Raw genomic sequence first — 15,438 nt, 5'->3', positions numbered from 1 at the left:
CTACGCGCTGGCCGCGCTGGCGCACCCGGATGAGGCGCGCTGCGTGGCGGCGGGGTGCCTGCGGCGATCGAGATCCGCCCGGATCCCTTGCCGGACCGACCACCGCCCTGATCAAGCAGGCGTTGGGCTGACCGTCGGCGCGGGCGGGGCCGCCGGACCGAGATCGCGTGTGTGCACCCACCAGTGCGCGTAGGCCGCTGCGGCCTCGGGCTCGACGCGTGGGAGCCGGTCGTATGGGTGGTGTTCGTCGCGGAGGCGGTAGCCGGCGCCTGCGGTGCCGCGGTGCTCATCGAAGGTGCAGTTCTGGCCCGGGTACCGGCGAATGCGGCTCATGACGCCGGGCATGCGGCGTTCGTGCCAGTCGCCGACCGGGCCGGCGTCCGGGCCCTGGTAGGCGTCGGTCCAGGCGTCGCGGAGCCAGAGTAGTTCCTCGACGACTTCGCCGTGCAGCATCCAGCATGGCGGCAGGGCCTCGCGAGCCGCCGTGTATCTGACCAGGACGTCCGCGACCCACGCGGTCAGGTCGGTGAGCAGCGCGACCGCCTGGTCGGCGTCGGCTGTGCACCAGCTCGGCCGCGGTGGGCCGGTGGGCCTACCAGGGCCGGGCTCCATGAGGCCGGCGGGCCGGGTTTCGACCAGCAGCGGGGCGCGGGCCGCGCATCATGTCGGTGCGGGTGGTGCCGCTGGCGTAGTAGGTGACCTGCGGGTCGCGGGCTTCGCCGGCCCAGCTGGAGATGTTGCGCAGGTCCTCGCCGTTGCTCATGCCGCCGTAGATGAGCTTGGCGGTGGTTGCGGCGAGGATGGCCTGCTGCTCGTCGGCGCCGTAGCGGGCGCGCAGCTGGGCGAGGGACTGCACCGCCCACATCGTCACGACGCCCCGGCCACCGCCCTCGCTGACCAGGCTCGGCAGGCTGCGCAGCGGCGCGATGTTGGCGACCTCGTCGAGGGCGAGCAGCAGCGGGTCGGCGAGCCGGCCGCCGGGGGAGCGGGCGGCGAGCTCGGCCGCGTGCTGGGCGATCGAGTCGACCAGGCCGACGATGAGCGGTGCGATCGCGTCCTGGTGGTGTGACGGGCCGACGATGAACAGGGTCGAGCCGGTGCGCAGGAACTGGTCGAGGTCGAGGTCTGTGGCGGCGGTCGAGGCGAGTACCGTCGGCTCGGCTGTGGCGTCGAGGCAGTTGCGGGCCACGGAGAAGAAGCTGCCGCGTTCGCGGTCGCCGATGTGCTCGACCGCTTGGAGGTCGTCGGCCCAGCCGCGGGCCGCGGTCTCGCTGTGGCGGAGGATGTCGGCGGCGGTGCGCAGGTCCTGCTGGGCCAGCCAGCGGCGGACCTGGGTGAGGTCGGCCCCGGCCAGCGCCGCGGCGTGGAAGGCGCCGCGCAGCAGCATGGCGGCGCCGGCCCGCCAGTGCTCGCCGTCGGAGATGCCGCGCGCGGCGACCGCCGTCATCGCCGCGACGCGCCGGTAGCACACTGCCGGGTCGGCGCATCCGGCCAGCGGCGACCAGCGCAGGCCCGTGATCCCGGGCTCTGAGCCGAACGGGTCGTAGACGTGCACGCGGCCGCCGCGCCTGGCGGCGAGGTGCGCGCGCCAGCCCGCGCAGAAGCGCAGCAGGTCGCCGCGGGTCGACGTGGCGACGACGGGGCCGGCCCAGCTCATGAGGGCCGGGATGATGAGGCCGGAGGTCTTGCCGTAGCGGGGCGGGCCGACGATGCCGACCGAGTCCTCGGGGCCGGACCAGCAGCGGCGCAAACCGTCCGCGGGGTCCAGGCCGAGGTACACCTGGTGGCGCGGCTCGACCCGGAACGGCGGCAGCGGCTGGGTCACGGCGCTCACCGGTCCCGCTCGACGGTCGACACCGACGGCCGGGCCGGCATGGTGACGGGGGCGGGCCCGTCGTCGCGTAGCGGATAGGTCCGCCCTGGTTCCTCGATCGCTTCGAGCCGCAGCTCGGTTGGCGGGTGCGTAGCCAGGATCGCGGCGTCCCAGCCGGAGCGCTCGCCGTCGAAGGAGTGACGCAGATAGCTCAGGGCCTGGTGGAGCCCGGTGCGGTAGCCGGCCCGCGCGGCCGCCGTGTCGGCGCGGTATTCGGCGGAGCGCCAGGCCGCGGCCTGGATCGGGATGACGATGTACCGCACGGTGACGATCACCGACCAGAACACGAACCGGATCAGGTAGTGCAGCGGCCGGTTGTGCACCATCCGTGTGAGCCGGGTGGCGATCTCGTAGAGCAGGTACAGCGGCAGCGTCACGCCTTTGGCCCAGGCGAGTGCGATCGCGTCGCCGTCGCGCCAGTGCGCCAGTTCGTGTGCGATGACCGCGGACACCTGGCCCCGGTCGTGGTCGAGCTGTTCGAGCAGGCCCTGGTTGACGACGATGTGGCGGATGCCCGCGGACGCGTTTGCCTCCCGCCGGTCGTCGATGAGGATGTGCGGCAGCGAGCGCAGCCCGAGCCGGTCCGCGACCTCGTGCACCATCGGCATCAGCCATTCCGCCTCGCGCCGCGACAGCCGGCGGGCACCGGAGACGCGCAGCCGCAGCGGCTCGGTCGCGACCGACCACAGCGGGTAGAGCGCGCCGACGAACACCGCGACCACGACCTGGCCGATCGCGAACGACACCGGCCAGAGCGCGTCGGAGGTGTACATCCGCTTCCACGGCTCGGCGAAAGCCAGAAACCCCAAAGTCCAGGCGCCGTTGAGGCCGCCGACGATCGCCCCGACGATGCCGCCGATCTGGATGCTGGCGCTCGGCAGCAGCTCGCCGGCGCTGAACGGCAGCGGCAGCACCTACTGCAGCAGCCGATCGACGCGGGCGACGATCTGCGGGCCGAGGAACGAGCCGTGGAACAGACCCACCAACGCGCCGATCACGGCACCGGTCGCCGCCATCATGATGGTGAACGGCACGTTGAACCAGGCGCCGACGATGCCCGCCGCGGTGCCCCGCAGGTTGCGCAGCACGATCGCCCCGAGCCAGGCCCGGGCGCCCGGACCACGGCCGAGCCGGACGGCCGGCGGCACCAGGGCCCGCACCCACTCGCCCGCCGCCGGCGCCCGCTGGGCCGCCACAACGGGGACGGGCTCGACCGGCGCACCACAGCGGGGACAGGCCGCCGCCCCGGGCGGCAGCAACTGCCCGCACTGATCGCAGTACGTGTAGCCTCCCCGTCGGCGCGCACCGGCCTCGATACGGCAGGACGTCAGCCTAGCGGGAGGCGGCTAGGCTGGGCGGGCCCGTTCCGTTGGTAGAGGAGGCCGCCGGATGCCGCGCGACGCCGAAGAACGCAGGCTGGAACCGTTCGAATGGAACAGCCAGGAGTCGGTCCGCTACGAGGTCGCCATCGAAGTCATCGGCGAGGGGGTGGCGCATTACTCTGCGCTGCTCGACGCCGCCGAGGCGGCCGGCGACGAGCCGGAGGCCGAGCGTCTCCGCGCCGAGATGGCCGCCTGCGCCGAGGAACGCCGCCGGCTGCGCGCCACCGACCATGAGGGCGTCACCGAGGTGCTGCGTAAGTATCGCGAGCTGCTCCGCGCGCCCGGGGACCGCGACGCGTGACACAGCCCATCGACCCCCGGCGCTACCTGCTGTCCGACGAGCAATCGCAGCGCATCTTCAACACCCGCATCGTCCCGAATGAACTCGCGCGCGGCGTGCCGCAGGACGACCCGATCGTCGTCTTCGTCGCGGGCCAGCCCGGCGCCGGCAAGACCCGCACCACCCAGGCGGTGCAGGATCGTCTCGACGAGCGTGGTGGAGCCGTCGTCGTCAACTCCGACTTCTACAAGCCCTACCATCCGCAGTACGGGCGGCTGCTGGCGGAGGACGACCGTAACGCCGCCCCGTACACGAGCATGGACGGCCGCCGCTGGATGGCCGCGGCCGAGCGCCATCTCATCGAGCATCGCGTCGACACCATCATCGAGACCACAATGCGAGACCCTGGCGACTTTGTTGAGCCGGCACAGATGTTCCGTGACGCCGGCTACCGCGTCGAGGCCGTCATCATGGCGGTCCCCGAGCCGCTGAGCCGGCTCGGGATCGTCGACCGATACCACACGCAGGTCGCGGAGCAGGGACACGGCCGCCTCACCGCGCGGGAGAACCACGACGCCTCCTACCGCGGCGTGCTCGAGGCGGCCCGGGCGATCGACGAGGACCGGATCGTCGACGCGGTCGACGTCTACCGCCGTGGCGGCGACCGCCTGTATGGCAACGACCTGACGCCCGACGGCGAGTGGCGCGAGGCGCCGGCCGCGGCCGCCGCGATCGAGTCCGAGCGGGCCCGGCCGTGGACGCCCGCCGAGACGCAGCGTTTCGCCGGCGATGTCGAACGGGTCGCGGCCGGGGCCGGCCCGCAGTGGCGTCCGGAGCTGGCCGGCATCACCTCGCTGGCCGAGCCGCTCGCCAGTCCGGACGTGCCCCTGCCCGATCTGCGGGACGCGGCGAGTGAGCAGCCGTCGGCCCCGGAGGTCGACGCGGCGACGCTGGACGGCATCCGGCGCGCCGCGGCATCGCTGCACCACGCACGGCAGGAGGCCGACCGGCAGGCTCCCGCGTCCGAGCCGGAGGAGCCGCGGCCGGACCGCGACGTCGACCGCTGAGGCGACGCGGCGCACTCGCCGGCAGACTGGCCGGGTGCCGAATGTGAACCCCGACCGGTGTGGTTATCCCGAGCGTCGACGGCAAGACCAGCACTTCCGCGCTCGGACGCGCGTCGCGGCCGACGCGCTGCGCGGGTTCGATCCGGAAGGGCGCGTGGGGGCCGAGACGTCGACGGCCTGGCACCGCGCCGGTGGTGGTCGGGGTGGACCGAGACGCCGTGGACGTAGATGTCCGGAGCAGGCGGCGGTATCGGTTGGTGGATCTGCTGCGGTGCGGATTGGGCAGGCGTCTAGAGTCGTCGTGGCCGCACGGCCGGGGCAAGGTCCGGCCGTGCCGGTTGGCGCACCGTACCAGCGCTACCCTGTCGAAATATCGAACACGGTGCGGTATTTCGAAAGGACTATACATGCCCCGCGTGGTACCTGCGGTCATCCGCGCCCTCGACATCCTTGAACTCTTTCTGGACCAGCCCCTGCTGTCGGCCCGCGAGATCACCGAGCGGCTAGGCCTGCCTCGGACCACCGTCCACGAGTTGCTCGTCACGCTGGTCGCCCGCTCGTACCTGATCTCCGTGCCCGGCCAACCGGTCCAGTTCCGGCTTGGCATGCCACTGTTTCAACTTGGCGCCGCGTTCGCCGGCCAGCTGGACCTGGTCCGCGAGGCGCAGGACGTGGCGCAGGAGGTTGCTGCCGCCTGTGACGAGGCCGTGCACGTCGCCGTGCTCAACGGCGCTGACGTGATCTACCTGGTGAAGGTCGACAGCACGCACCCCGTCCGGATGGTGTCCGCGGTCGGCCGGCGGCTGCCCGCGCACTGCACGGCCGTCGGCAAGATACTGCTGGCCAGCCTCGACCCGATCGACCTCGACGCGCTCCTGCCGCCCGGCGACCTGCCCGTCATGACGCCGGACAGCATCACCAACCCGGAGCGGTTGCGCGCTGAACTCGATCGCATCCGCGCCGAGGACGTGGCGGTCGACGACGGCGAGTCCGACAGCGCGGTCCGCTGCGTCGGAGCGCCGGTCCGCGACCACACCGGCGTGACGGTCGCGGCGATGAGCGTCTCCGCGCCGATCATCCGCTGGACGCCCGCGGCGCACGCGGAGTGGACGCGGCTGGTCCGCGCGGGCGCCGCCGCGTTGTCGACCCGGCTGGGGTACCGCGCACCGCGCTGACCCGCCATCCGGCGCACGATGCCGGCAACTGGCCATCGACGTCATTGACACCTCACACACGGTCCTCTACCGTCGCGTCCAATCGAGATATCGAAATGTGTTCGAAATATCGAACGACGCCCTGCAGGGGTGCTCACAAGAACCTGCCGGAGTGGGTCGCAGTGTCCTGTATGGACTGACGATCCTCGCCATCCTGCTCGCCTACGGAAGGGGGCACCGCATCACCTGTCGAGCACCGGGCACCATCCGTGGATGTAGCTCTTCAAAGCGGTCGCCGAGCCTTCGGACCATGCATTGGCTTACTCGGAGTTCACGCCGCGGCGGTCGGCGGTTTTTGCAGGTGTCAACCGGAGGGGTGGCATGCCTCTCCGGCTGCCTTGAGCGTGCAGCGATGAGGCGAGACGAAGGAGGCAAACGGTCATGGAGGACAACCCGTTGTGGTCCCGGCGCGGCTTTCTGGGAATGGGCTTGGGAGTGCTCGGCGCGGCCGGTCTGGCCGCGTGCGGGGACAGCCCCTCGAAGTCGGCCCCCAAGGTGCAGCCGGAGGTTCCGCAGGAGCTCATCGACGCGGCGGGGCCGCTGAAGGGCTCCTCGATGGGCGTGTTGTCGCAGAAGCTGTACTCCACGGCGGCGAACGCGGCCCTCGACAGCTCGATCAAGACCTTCGCCGACACAACCGGGACGACGATCGAAAACAGTCTGGTCCAGGCGGACGCCGGCGACGTGGTGGCCAAGATCGACGCCGAGGTGAAGGGCGGCGTGGCCCGCGACCTGGCGTTCATGACGGACTCGCGGTTCGTCGCCCAGTTCCACGCGCTGGGCGATCTGGAGGACGTGAGCGACGTCGTCAAGGCCCTGACGGCCAAGTACGGCGAACCCACGGCGGAGTCGAAGAACTTCTGCGTCTTCGACGGCAAGTGGTACGCCATCCCCTACCACTTCATCGGGATCGGCTCGTTCCTGCGTAAAGACTGGATACAGGAGAAAGGCATCGCCCCCAAGGAGGTCTACACCTGGGAGGAGCTGCGCGACCTGTGCCTGGCGATCTCAGACCCGGGCAAGCGCCGCTACGGCTGGGGCATGACCGTGAACCGGTCCGGTGACGCCAACGGCATGATCGAGGCACTGATCAACGCCTACGGCGGCTCGATCGTGGACAACGACGGCCGGAAGGTCATCTTCGACTCCCCCGAGACCGTGCAGGCGGTGACCTTCCTCGGCGACATCTACACCAACCCCAAGTACGCACCCATGCTCCCGCCGGGCGTGGCGTCCTGGACCGACTCCAGCAACAACGAGAACTGGCTGGCCGGCATCCTCGGCTACACCCGCAACCAGTTCAGCGTCTACGCCGACTCCAAGACCAAGAAGAACCCCGTCTACGACAAGACCCACGTGTTCGCCGACTGCATCGGTCCGGCGACCGACACCCCCCTGCTGCTCGGTCAGTCCCAGGGTTTCGTCGTGTTCAAGAGCGCCAAGAACGCCGGGCTCGCCAAGCTGCTCGCGCAGTACCTGGTCAGCGCCAAGGCGCTGCTCGGGGTGGCGAAGGAGGCGCCCGGCCTGGCGCTGCCCGCCTGGGACAAGGTCTGGGACGCCGACCCGTTCTTCACCAGCGGTGACCCCGCGTTCCCCGTCCTGCGCAAGATCACCCAACTGCCGCTGCCGCTGAAGACGAAGACCGGCCTGGCCTTCCCGCAGAAGGCCAACGCGGGTCAGCAGGCCGCCGTCGGGGCCTACGTCCTCACCGACATGATGCAGCAGGTCGTCCAGGGTACGGCTCCCGCCAAGGCCGTCACCGCCGCCCACGCGAAGATGGTGCAGATCTTCAACCAGCAGGGGCTGCCGCAGTGAGCTCGGTCCGCACCACGCCGGCCCCGGCGGCGACGGCACCGCAGCCGGGGCGCGGCTCGCTCACCCCGGTCCAGCGCCGGCTGGGTCGCGACTGGCGGCTGGCCGCGCTGTTCCTGGCGCCCACGGCCGTGCTGGTCGGCGGGCTCGTGCTCGTGCCGATCGCCCGGTCGGTCGTCACCAGCACGACGGAACGGCACGGGCAGGACAGCGTGTTCGTCGGCCTGGACAACTACATCGCCCTCGCCGGCGACGAGCAGTTCCGCACCGGCGTGGTGAACTCGTTCGTGTTCACCGCGTACGCCGAGGTGTTCAAGGTAGTGCTGGGGCTGTCCGCGGCATTGCTGCTGCATCATCGCCGTCGCGGGCGGGCCGTGCTGGCCGGGCTGCTCCTGCTGCCGTGGGTAGTGCCGACGGTCGTGACCGCGTTCAGTTGGCGCGCACTGCTCGACCCGATCTTCGGCAGTGTCAACACACTGCTCACCGACTCACGGATCGGACCGCTGCTGGCCGGCGCGCACCTGGTGGACATCTGGCCCGCGGGCTGGCTGTCCGACGCGTCGCTGGCCATGCCGTCGGTGATCCTCGTCAATGTGTGGAAGGGGGTGCCGTTCTTCACCATCACGTTCCTCGCGGGGTTGAAGGCCATCCCGGCGGACCTGTACGAGGCGGCGACCATCGACGGCGCCTCGTCGTTGCGGCGGTTCACCCACGTGACCCTGCCCGGACTGCGTCACGTGATCACCGTGACGGTGACCCTGTCGTCGATCTGGACATTTAACAACTTCGACCTCATCTGGTTGCTGACACAGGGCGGCCCAGGCGACGCGACCGCGCCGTACGTGCTCGTCGCCTACTCGAAGGCGATCCTGCAACTCCAGTTCGGTGCGGGGGCGGCGGTCACACTCGTGATGCTGCCGATCATCGGCGGCCTGGTGTTCGCCCTGGTCCGGTTGATGCGCCGGAACGACGCCGACGCGCCTTCCCGACCGCCCGGGGCGGTGCGCAAGGCAATGCCATGGGCCGTGGCTGTGACGGTCGCCGGTCTGCTGGCCGGGGCGTCGCCACAGATCTTCTGGAAGGCGGCGCTGGTCCTCGCGGTGATCCTGCTGGTCGCGGCGGCGGTCGGCCGGATGGTCTCGGCGTTCCAGACCTGGGGGCATCGCCGGGCGTCGTCCCTCGTGTCGGGCCTGGGGTCTGGCGTCGCGCTGGCCGTGTTGCTCGTCTTCGTGCTGGGCCCGCTGTACTGGATCGTCGTCACGGCCTTCAAGTCCGAGGACCAGATCGTCATGCACTACAGCGACCTGTGGCCGACGCCGTGGACCCTGCAGCAGTTCGGTGACCTGTTCACGAACCAGCCCTTCGGCCGCTGGTACCTCAACACCGTCTTGGTGTCCCTGGCGTCGACCGTGGCGGCACTCGTCTGCGCCGCCCTGGCAGGCTACGCACTGGCCCGGCTGCGGTTCCGCGGGGCGCAGAGCTTTACCGTCACGGTGCTGCTCACCTACGTAATGCCGGGAGCGCTGCTGTTCATCCCGCTCTACCAGCTGCTCATCGGCGTGCGGCTCAACGACTCGTTGTGGTCGCTGGTGGTGACGTACCCGACCTTCACGCTTCCGTTCGCCACCTGGCTGCTGACGGGATACTTCTCCTCGATCCCCATCGAGCTCGAGGAGGCCGCGCTGGTCGACGGCTGCACCCGTCTCCAGGCGTTCCGCCGGGTGATGCTACCCCTCGCCAAGCCGGGCCTACTGGCAGTCGGACTGTTCACCCTCACCAATGCCTGGAACGAGTTCCTCTTCGCCTTCGTGTTCCTCACGAAGGACGAGTACAAGACGCTCCCCGTGGGAATGCAGGCGATGATCACCGGGGACGTCGTCCCGCAGGGGCAGCTCGCCGCGGCGTCGCTGCTCGTCAGCATCCCCGTCGTGCTGATGTACGCCTTCGGACAACGCTTCCTGACCGAAGGACTTACCGCGGGCGCGGTGAAGGGCTGACCTCCCGCCCGGCCGGCAACGCCGGTGGCCGGCTCCGCAGCCCCGGTCTCGGCATTGGCTTCGGCCTGGACCACCAGCTGGCGAAAAGCACGTACGACTTCAGAGAGTGCAGGCCTTGAACATCGTCAGGTACGAGTTGGACGGCGACGTCCATGTCGGGCTTCATACTGATGGCACGGTCACCGAGGTCGAGGGCGTATCGGCGCTGGCGCAGTTGTGGCAGCTGCCGGCCACGCAGTTGCGGACGCGGTTGTCCCGGTCCGGGTCGGGTCCTGTGGTGCCGCTGTCCAGGGTACGGTTGCTGGCCCCGGTCGACGCGTCGACCGAGGTGTGGGCGTGTGGTGTCACCTATCAGGTGTCGCGGGAGGCCCGAATCGAGGAGAGTGAGCGGGCCGCGGATGTGTATTCGCTGGTGTACGACGCGCAGCGGCCGGAGTTGTTTTTCAAATCGGTGCCGTGGCGGGTTCGCGGTCCTGGTGCGCCGATCGGTATCCGGGCTGATTCCGAGGTCGATGTTCCGGAGCCGGAGCTTGCTGTTGTGATCAATCGGTTCGGTGAGATCGTTGGTTACACGGTCTGCAACGACGTGTCGTCTCGCAGCATTGAGGGCGCGAATCCGTTGTATCTGCCGCAGGCGAAGACCTACTACGGGTCGTGTGCCCTCGGTCCGTGGATAACGCCTGCCTGGGATGTCAGCGATCCGTATGAACTCGCGATCGGCCTTGCGATCGAGCGGGACGGTCGCGAGCATTGGCGGGGCCGTACCAGCACGTCGTTGCTGCACCGGCGTTTGGATGAGTTGGTCGGTTACGTCATGCGTGGTGATGTTCATCCGGATGGCGCAGTGCTGTCCACTGGAACGGGTCTTGTGCCGTCGGCGCCGTTCACCCTGGCCGATGGTGACACGGTGCGGATCACCATCGACGCGATCGGTACTCTGACCAACCCGGTCCGGCGCGGAATCCCTCAGGAGTACACACCGTGATCGTCAGCATCGACCCAAGCACCGGCGCCACCACCGAGGTTCTCGACGTCCCCGCCGAGGACCTCGACCGGCTGGGCAAGCGCGCCCGCGCCGCACACCCGAACTCGAACGGGGCCGGGCGCTCCGGCCGGGCGGCGATGCTGCGGGCCATGGCGGCGGCGGTCGAGGGGCGCCGCACGGCGCTGGTGGCGGTGGCCGACCGTGAGACGGGCCTGGGCCCGCAGCGGCTGAACGCGGAACTGACCCGCACGGCGTACCAATTCGGGCTCTTCGCCGATGTGCTCGACGACGGCGCGTACCTCGAGGCGGCCATCGACCACGCCGGTTCGACCCCGATGGGTCTGCGCCCGGATCTGCGCCGGAGTAGGCGAGTTGATCGCGACGGCCAGGGGTGTCAGGTCGTCGGCGCCCAGCGCTCTGCGCCGATCGTCGAGCAGCGATTCGAACGCGGCGACGGCGACAATCGCATCCTCGGCATCTCCGCCACCGGGCGACGTACTGACGGACGTCAAGGGTGTCGGGGTGGTCCAGGCAGTGCTCGCGCAAACAGGCGTCCAGCAGCACCTCCAACGCGGCGGGCCACGAAGGTCCATGTGGGCCCTCCTGTTCTCCGCCGCGGCTCCGAAGCTCCGTACCGGCACACGCCATCGGCTGTACGGATGGTCCACTCCGGTTGCCGGGCCCCTAACCTGATTCGGTGACCGCGGGCGGCTATCGGCTGGGCATCGACTTCGGTACGTCCAACACTGTGGCCGCGCTAGCCGGGCCCGACGGGCGGTCCCGACGCCGACGATCCCGCCCCTCGGCACGCCGTGGGCGGCGCTCGACCCGGACCGCGACCCCGGCAGACCGGTCACCGCCGCACCACGGCCCGCCGCCGCACCGAAGAGCCTATGCGGACCGCCTCTTCCTACGTGGCATGGTCGAGGGCCCGCCCGCCGAGACGACCTGGCTGCGGCTGGCCCACACGACCGTCCGCGGCGAGCACCACATCCGGGCCGGCTGGAGCCGCGACGGCGTGCACTGGAACTGGGGCGGCACCTGGACCCTTCCGCCGGGCCCGGCGCCGCGCATCGGGCTGATGACACACGGCGGCAACGATCCCGGGCAACCGCTCAATTCGACTACTTCCGGGTGTACCGCAGCAGCTGACGACGAAGGACGACAGTGTGGCTTTTGCCATTGCTGCCTCCCACGTTGACGGCGATCGTGATACCGGCCAGTTCGATGGTGAGGGTGTCGGCCGTGCGGCTCGGGTCGGCGACGGCGAGTTCGATGCGGTCGTCGAGCTCCCGGATGACGATGGAGGCCGGCCCGCTGCTCGTGATGCCCGCGATCCGGCCGGCCGCAAAGAAGTTGGCGGCCGTGATGCGGGATCGCTCGTCGTGGACGGCCTGGACGGCGGCGGTGTTGGCGAGGATGGTGAGACCCGGCCGGTCGGCCCGGTCGGCGGTCTGTTGCAGGGTTGCGCCGGGCAGCACGGCGTAGGCATAGGTGTCGTGTGTGGGCTGAGTCCCGTGGCCGATCCAGATGGTGCAGTACGGGCGGGTGATGGGGTCGGACAGCGGGTCGGTGGGCCCGATGTCGCGGTAGGAACCGGTTCGGGCCTCGCCGGCGGCGTGCAGGGCTGCCGGGCTGAGCAGGAGGTATCCGGCGACTCCCGCGAGGTGTGCCCACCGTGGCCGCTCGAAGGCGCGTTGCCAGCCGGTGCCCGTGTGGCGGTGGGCGTCCACGGTGAGCTCGATGGGCCCGACGCCGTGCATGTTCCTGTTCTCAATGGTGGTGTGCATGGGGCGGACACCGACGGCGGTGATCGCGGCGCCGAGGGCGATGACGCTGTCGTCGAGGCAGAACCACGACTTGGTGGCGCGCAGCGACGAGGCTCCGCCGGCGGTGCCGAGGCCGTCGTACTGCATTCCGGCCGCTCCGTAGAGGCCGAGTGCTGCGCCGCCCGACCATGGGGAGCCGGTGCTCGAACGGTCACCGTCGCCGCCGGCCAGCGGCAGGGTGTCGATGGTGGTGCCGGGCAGCCGGTAGGGGTCAACGGTGGGCCAGAAGCCATCGGCGTAGTGGCCGGGGTCGCTGGCGAGATAGAGGTAGGTCATGCCGGCGCCGGTGTGCCAGCCGCGAAGGTTCTCGTTGTCGACGTACCCGCCTTCGTAGCGGCCGATGCGCGCCGAGCTCATGGCGATGACGAAGGCCCAGCCGGGCCGGCGATGGATCACGCGTTCCATGTCGGGGAACAGGCGGTGCCCGACAGGTTCCGGGGCCGCCTCGATGCTGTCGTCGCCGAGGACGGCCTTGGCCAGGGCGAGCTGCGGCAGGGTGGCGTGCTCGGCGAAGCGTTCGTAGGCAGTGCGCTGGATCCAGCCCTTCGCCGCCGCCCGATACCGGCCGGCGCCACCGGCGGTGGCGCTTTCGGCCAGGCGCAGCAGCGCGCCGATCGCCATGCGGCCGTCGCGGTGATCCGGGCGGTAGCTGCGTGCCACGGCGCGGCCGCGAACGGCGTCGAAGACGAGGCCGTTCCACACCACCGGCGCGTAATTGTTCAGTGCTGCGGTGTAGACGTTGCTGCTGTCCGGGTGGGTGATTTCCCACGGGGTCCCGGCGAGCAGGGCGAACAGGTTTGCCAGTCCCTCGAGCAGGATCAGCCCGTAGGTGCCGGTGTACGGGATGTTCTGATGCTGGATGAACGATCCGTCCGGGTGCAGGCCGTCACCCGTGACTGACCAGGCGAAGGTGTCGGCAAGGTGCTCACGGCCGAGGCTGATGCCGGAGGCGTCGCCGGCGAGGATGCCGGAGATCACGGCGATACGGCACATGTCGCTGCGGTTGGCGCCGGTGGAGACGCGAACTCCGGCCTGCTGCCGGGTGGGATCGGGCATGAAGCGGGCGACGGCAGCCAGCCAGCCGGCGAGCTGGTCTTCGCTGTAGTGGCCGTGCAGCAGCACGGCGGTGTCGGTGAGTGCTTGTGGTACGCCGATCTCCCAGTCCCACCAGTTGCCGGTGGGTGCCGCGCCCGCGTGGTAGGCGCGCTGATGCAGCCAGTCCAGGCCGTCGATGACGGCGTCGGCGATGGCGGCGTCGCCGTGCTGGGTCGTGCCGCGGGTGTGGTAGGCGATGGCCAGGGTGCGCAGCTGCTGATACGACTGCCGCATCCCGGCCGACGCCGCTGCGCCCGTGATGGGCAGGCCGGGCCACAGCACCGCACGGCCTTCGCCGGTGTCCATGGTGGACAGCAGCCGGCCGGCCTGCCCGGTGAGGTGGCTGAGGCCGTGCTGGAAGTAGGGGTCGGCAGTGTCGATGTCCTGCCCGGTAATGATTCCGGCCCACCGTTGCCGCAGCATCTCGAAGGTCTGCCGTGAGGCCATTACATCTCCGCTACGTGCGCCGCGAGGCGGGTGCTGGGTACTTCATAGTTGTAGATGGCGACTTTGCCGACGGCGCCTTCGAACCAGGAGGCGAAGTCGCGGGTGCCGATGCGCAGGGGTGCGGTGCCGTTGCCGGGCACGATGGTGTAGTCCTGCAGATTGTCCTGGTCGCGCAGGACCCCATTCTTGTACACCTTGGTGTATCCGGTGGGGTAGGCGGCGCTGGTGTCGACGGTGTTGATCACAAGGGTGTAGTGGATCCACTGCCCCGCGGTGACGGTGTCCTGGAAGTAGCTTCCGGCGCCGAGGCCGCCGCCGAGGTTGAACGAGTATCCGGAGATGCGGTTGGGCCGGCTTTCGTCGTTGATCAGGGAGTACATGCGGGCCACGTACTCGTGCTGGCCCGTTGTGCCCTTGCCGAGCCAATGCACGTAGCCGGTGCTTTCCTGCTGCGCGAACTGCAGGGTGTCCGGGCGCAGCCACGCCTCGACGGTGATGCGGCTGGTGGTGGGGACGCTCAGGTAATCGGCGTCGTCGATTTCGGCATACTGACTGGCCGCGTCGAATCGTGTGGCCGGGTCACCGTTGGGCATGGTGGTGACGGCCGGTGAGCCGACGTAGGTACCGGTGTGGCCGTTCCCGCTGCTGTCAGCGACGGTGCCGGCGGCATCGCCCAGGCGCCAGTAGGCCACGGGGGAGTCGGCGAGCACCGCCTTGTCGTAGGCGGACCCGACCGGCGGGGCGGCCAGGTCGGTGGCGGCGACGTTGTCGGTGCGGACGTCGCCGTTGAACGAGATGACGCCCACCTTGCCGGCGGCCAGGCCGGTGGCGGTGCCCGTGAGCTGCTGGACGCCGTTGACCCACAGGGTCAGCGTGTTGCCGGTGACGGTGCCTTTGAGGTTGTACCAGGTGCCGACGGCCATGGCGTAGGTCTTGCTGGCGACCGTGGTCAACGCTCCGCCGACCTTTGCGCGGATCTTCAGCTGGCCGTCCTCGAACACGAACAGGTAATAGTTGCTGGTGTTGCTGTAGCGGGCCATCAGCCCTGCGGTGCGGTCCCGGGCGGCCGACCATCCAGCAACCTTGATGTCAGCCTGGATCTGCACATCGGTCGACGCCGCGTCGCCGGCGACGGAGCGGGCGGTCGCCGAGGTCGTGCGGTAAACCTTGGAGCCGTCGGTGACGATCGAGTAGGAGCCGCTGAGCACCGAGAACCCATTTGCGACACTGTCCTCGAAGTCTTCGCTGACGGATGTAGCCGCCAGCGCCTGCTGCGGTGCCGCCAGCACCATTGCCAGCGCGGCACTTACCCCGGCCACACTGACCGATCTGCGCCAGATGCTCATGGCCGTCATACCTCCGCCAAAGTGATCAGGCAAGATAGATGGGCGTTCGGTCGCTCAGGCTAGCTGATCTCAATGGACGGACTCAACGGAATGACGTGCCACGACATCCGC

The 15,438-nt window shown here is 69.9% G+C and carries 13 protein-coding genes; 6 read left to right on the top strand and 7 right to left on the bottom strand.

All coding sequences use genetic code 11. From position 1 onward, the window contains the following. Positions 1–111: 111 nt before the first annotated feature. The 4 genes from ACQPY0_RS41250 to ACQPY0_RS41235 are packed head-to-tail and all read right to left on the bottom strand — an operon-like array spanning position 112 to position 3,069. Complete coding sequence (locus tag ACQPY0_RS41250; RefSeq protein ID WP_432973776.1) at positions 112–612, bottom strand: hypothetical protein; 501 nt, start codon at positions 610–612, stop codon at positions 112–114. Beyond that, a complete protein-coding gene (locus ACQPY0_RS41245) occupies positions 593–1,834 on the bottom strand; it encodes a type IV secretory system conjugative DNA transfer family protein (RefSeq protein WP_432973774.1) in 1,242 nt (413 codons plus the stop codon). The genes ACQPY0_RS41250 and ACQPY0_RS41245 overlap by 20 nt, the downstream gene beginning before the upstream one ends. After that, complete coding sequence (locus ACQPY0_RS41240; protein ID WP_432973772.1) at positions 1,831–2,787, bottom strand: M48 family metalloprotease; 957 nt, start codon at positions 2,785–2,787, stop codon at positions 1,831–1,833. The genes ACQPY0_RS41245 and ACQPY0_RS41240 overlap by 4 nt, the downstream gene beginning before the upstream one ends. After that, on the bottom strand, positions 2,788–3,069 hold the full coding sequence (locus ACQPY0_RS41235; protein WP_432995919.1) for a hypothetical protein: 282 nt from the start codon (positions 3,067–3,069) through the stop codon (positions 2,788–2,790). 193 nt (positions 3,070–3,262) lie between these two features. Between ACQPY0_RS41235 and ACQPY0_RS41230 the strand changes: the two genes are divergently transcribed. The 6 genes from ACQPY0_RS41230 to ACQPY0_RS41205 all read left to right on the top strand — a co-directional run bounded on the left by ACQPY0_RS41230 (position 3,263) and on the right by ACQPY0_RS41205 (position 10,610). Next, complete coding sequence (locus ACQPY0_RS41230) at positions 3,263–3,556, top strand: hypothetical protein (protein ID WP_432973770.1); 294 nt, start codon at positions 3,263–3,265, stop codon at positions 3,554–3,556. Continuing rightward, positions 3,553–4,602: a zeta toxin family protein gene (locus ACQPY0_RS41225; protein WP_432973768.1), complete on the top strand. Its 1,050-nt coding sequence runs from the start codon at positions 3,553–3,555 to the stop codon at positions 4,600–4,602. The genes ACQPY0_RS41230 and ACQPY0_RS41225 overlap by 4 nt, the downstream gene beginning before the upstream one ends. 407 nt (positions 4,603–5,009) lie before the next feature. Beyond that, positions 5,010–5,777: an IclR family transcriptional regulator gene (locus ACQPY0_RS41220; RefSeq protein WP_432973766.1), complete on the top strand. Its 768-nt coding sequence runs from the start codon at positions 5,010–5,012 to the stop codon at positions 5,775–5,777. Between the two features lie 420 nt (positions 5,778–6,197). Further along, the gene (locus tag ACQPY0_RS41215) at positions 6,198–7,631 is read left to right on the top strand and encodes an extracellular solute-binding protein (RefSeq protein WP_432973764.1); all 1,434 of its coding nucleotides are present in this window, start codon (positions 6,198–6,200) and stop codon (positions 7,629–7,631) included. Further along, complete coding sequence (locus ACQPY0_RS41210) at positions 7,628–9,625, top strand: ABC transporter permease subunit (protein ID WP_432973762.1); 1,998 nt, start codon at positions 7,628–7,630, stop codon at positions 9,623–9,625. Before ACQPY0_RS41215 ends, ACQPY0_RS41210 begins: the two co-directional genes overlap by 4 nt. Positions 9,626–9,740: 115 nt before the next feature. Beyond that, a complete protein-coding gene (locus ACQPY0_RS41205) occupies positions 9,741–10,610 on the top strand; it encodes a fumarylacetoacetate hydrolase family protein (RefSeq protein ID WP_432973760.1) in 870 nt (289 codons plus the stop codon). Here the strand turns inward: ACQPY0_RS41205 and ACQPY0_RS41200 are convergent. From ACQPY0_RS41200 to ACQPY0_RS41190, 3 genes are all read right to left on the bottom strand, one after another. Then, positions 10,592–11,122 carry a hypothetical protein gene (locus ACQPY0_RS41200; protein ID WP_432973758.1) on the bottom strand — a complete coding sequence of 177 codons (531 nt, stop codon included), beginning with the start codon at positions 11,120–11,122 and terminating at the stop codon, positions 10,592–10,594. The two genes, ACQPY0_RS41205 and ACQPY0_RS41200, sit on opposite strands and share 19 nt — an antisense overlap. 612 nt (positions 11,123–11,734) lie before the next feature. Then, the gene (locus tag ACQPY0_RS41195; protein WP_432973756.1) at positions 11,735–13,981 is read right to left on the bottom strand and encodes a polysaccharide lyase 8 family protein; all 2,247 of its coding nucleotides are present in this window, start codon (positions 13,979–13,981) and stop codon (positions 11,735–11,737) included. Beyond that, the gene (locus ACQPY0_RS41190) at positions 13,981–15,327 is read right to left on the bottom strand and encodes a LamG-like jellyroll fold domain-containing protein (RefSeq protein WP_432973754.1); all 1,347 of its coding nucleotides are present in this window, start codon (positions 15,325–15,327) and stop codon (positions 13,981–13,983) included. Before ACQPY0_RS41190 ends, ACQPY0_RS41195 begins: the two co-directional genes overlap by 1 nt. Between the last annotated feature and the right edge of the window lie 111 nt (positions 15,328–15,438).

It is taken from the genome of Dactylosporangium sp. CA-233914, from assembly GCF_050942935.1.
GTDB lineage: Bacteria > Actinomycetota > Actinomycetes > Mycobacteriales > Micromonosporaceae > Dactylosporangium.
This window is presented reverse-complemented; position numbering and strand designations above follow the sequence as displayed.

Coding starts and splice junctions, on each gene's coding strand:
- ACQPY0_RS41250 (WP_432973776.1), bottom strand. CDS start 612: ATGGAGCCCGGCCCTGGTAGGCCCACCGGCCCACCGCGGCCGAGCTGG.
- ACQPY0_RS41230 (WP_432973770.1), top strand. CDS start 3,263: ATGCCGCGCGACGCCGAAGAACGCAGGCTGGAACCGTTCGAATGGAAC.
- ACQPY0_RS41220 (WP_432973766.1), top strand. CDS start 5,010: ATGCCCCGCGTGGTACCTGCGGTCATCCGCGCCCTCGACATCCTTGAA.
- ACQPY0_RS41215 (WP_432973764.1), top strand. CDS start 6,198: ATGGAGGACAACCCGTTGTGGTCCCGGCGCGGCTTTCTGGGAATGGGC.
- ACQPY0_RS41195 (WP_432973756.1), bottom strand. CDS start 13,981: ATGGCCTCACGGCAGACCTTCGAGATGCTGCGGCAACGGTGGGCCGGA.
- ACQPY0_RS41190 (WP_432973754.1), bottom strand. CDS start 15,327: ATGAGCATCTGGCGCAGATCGGTCAGTGTGGCCGGGGTAAGTGCCGCG.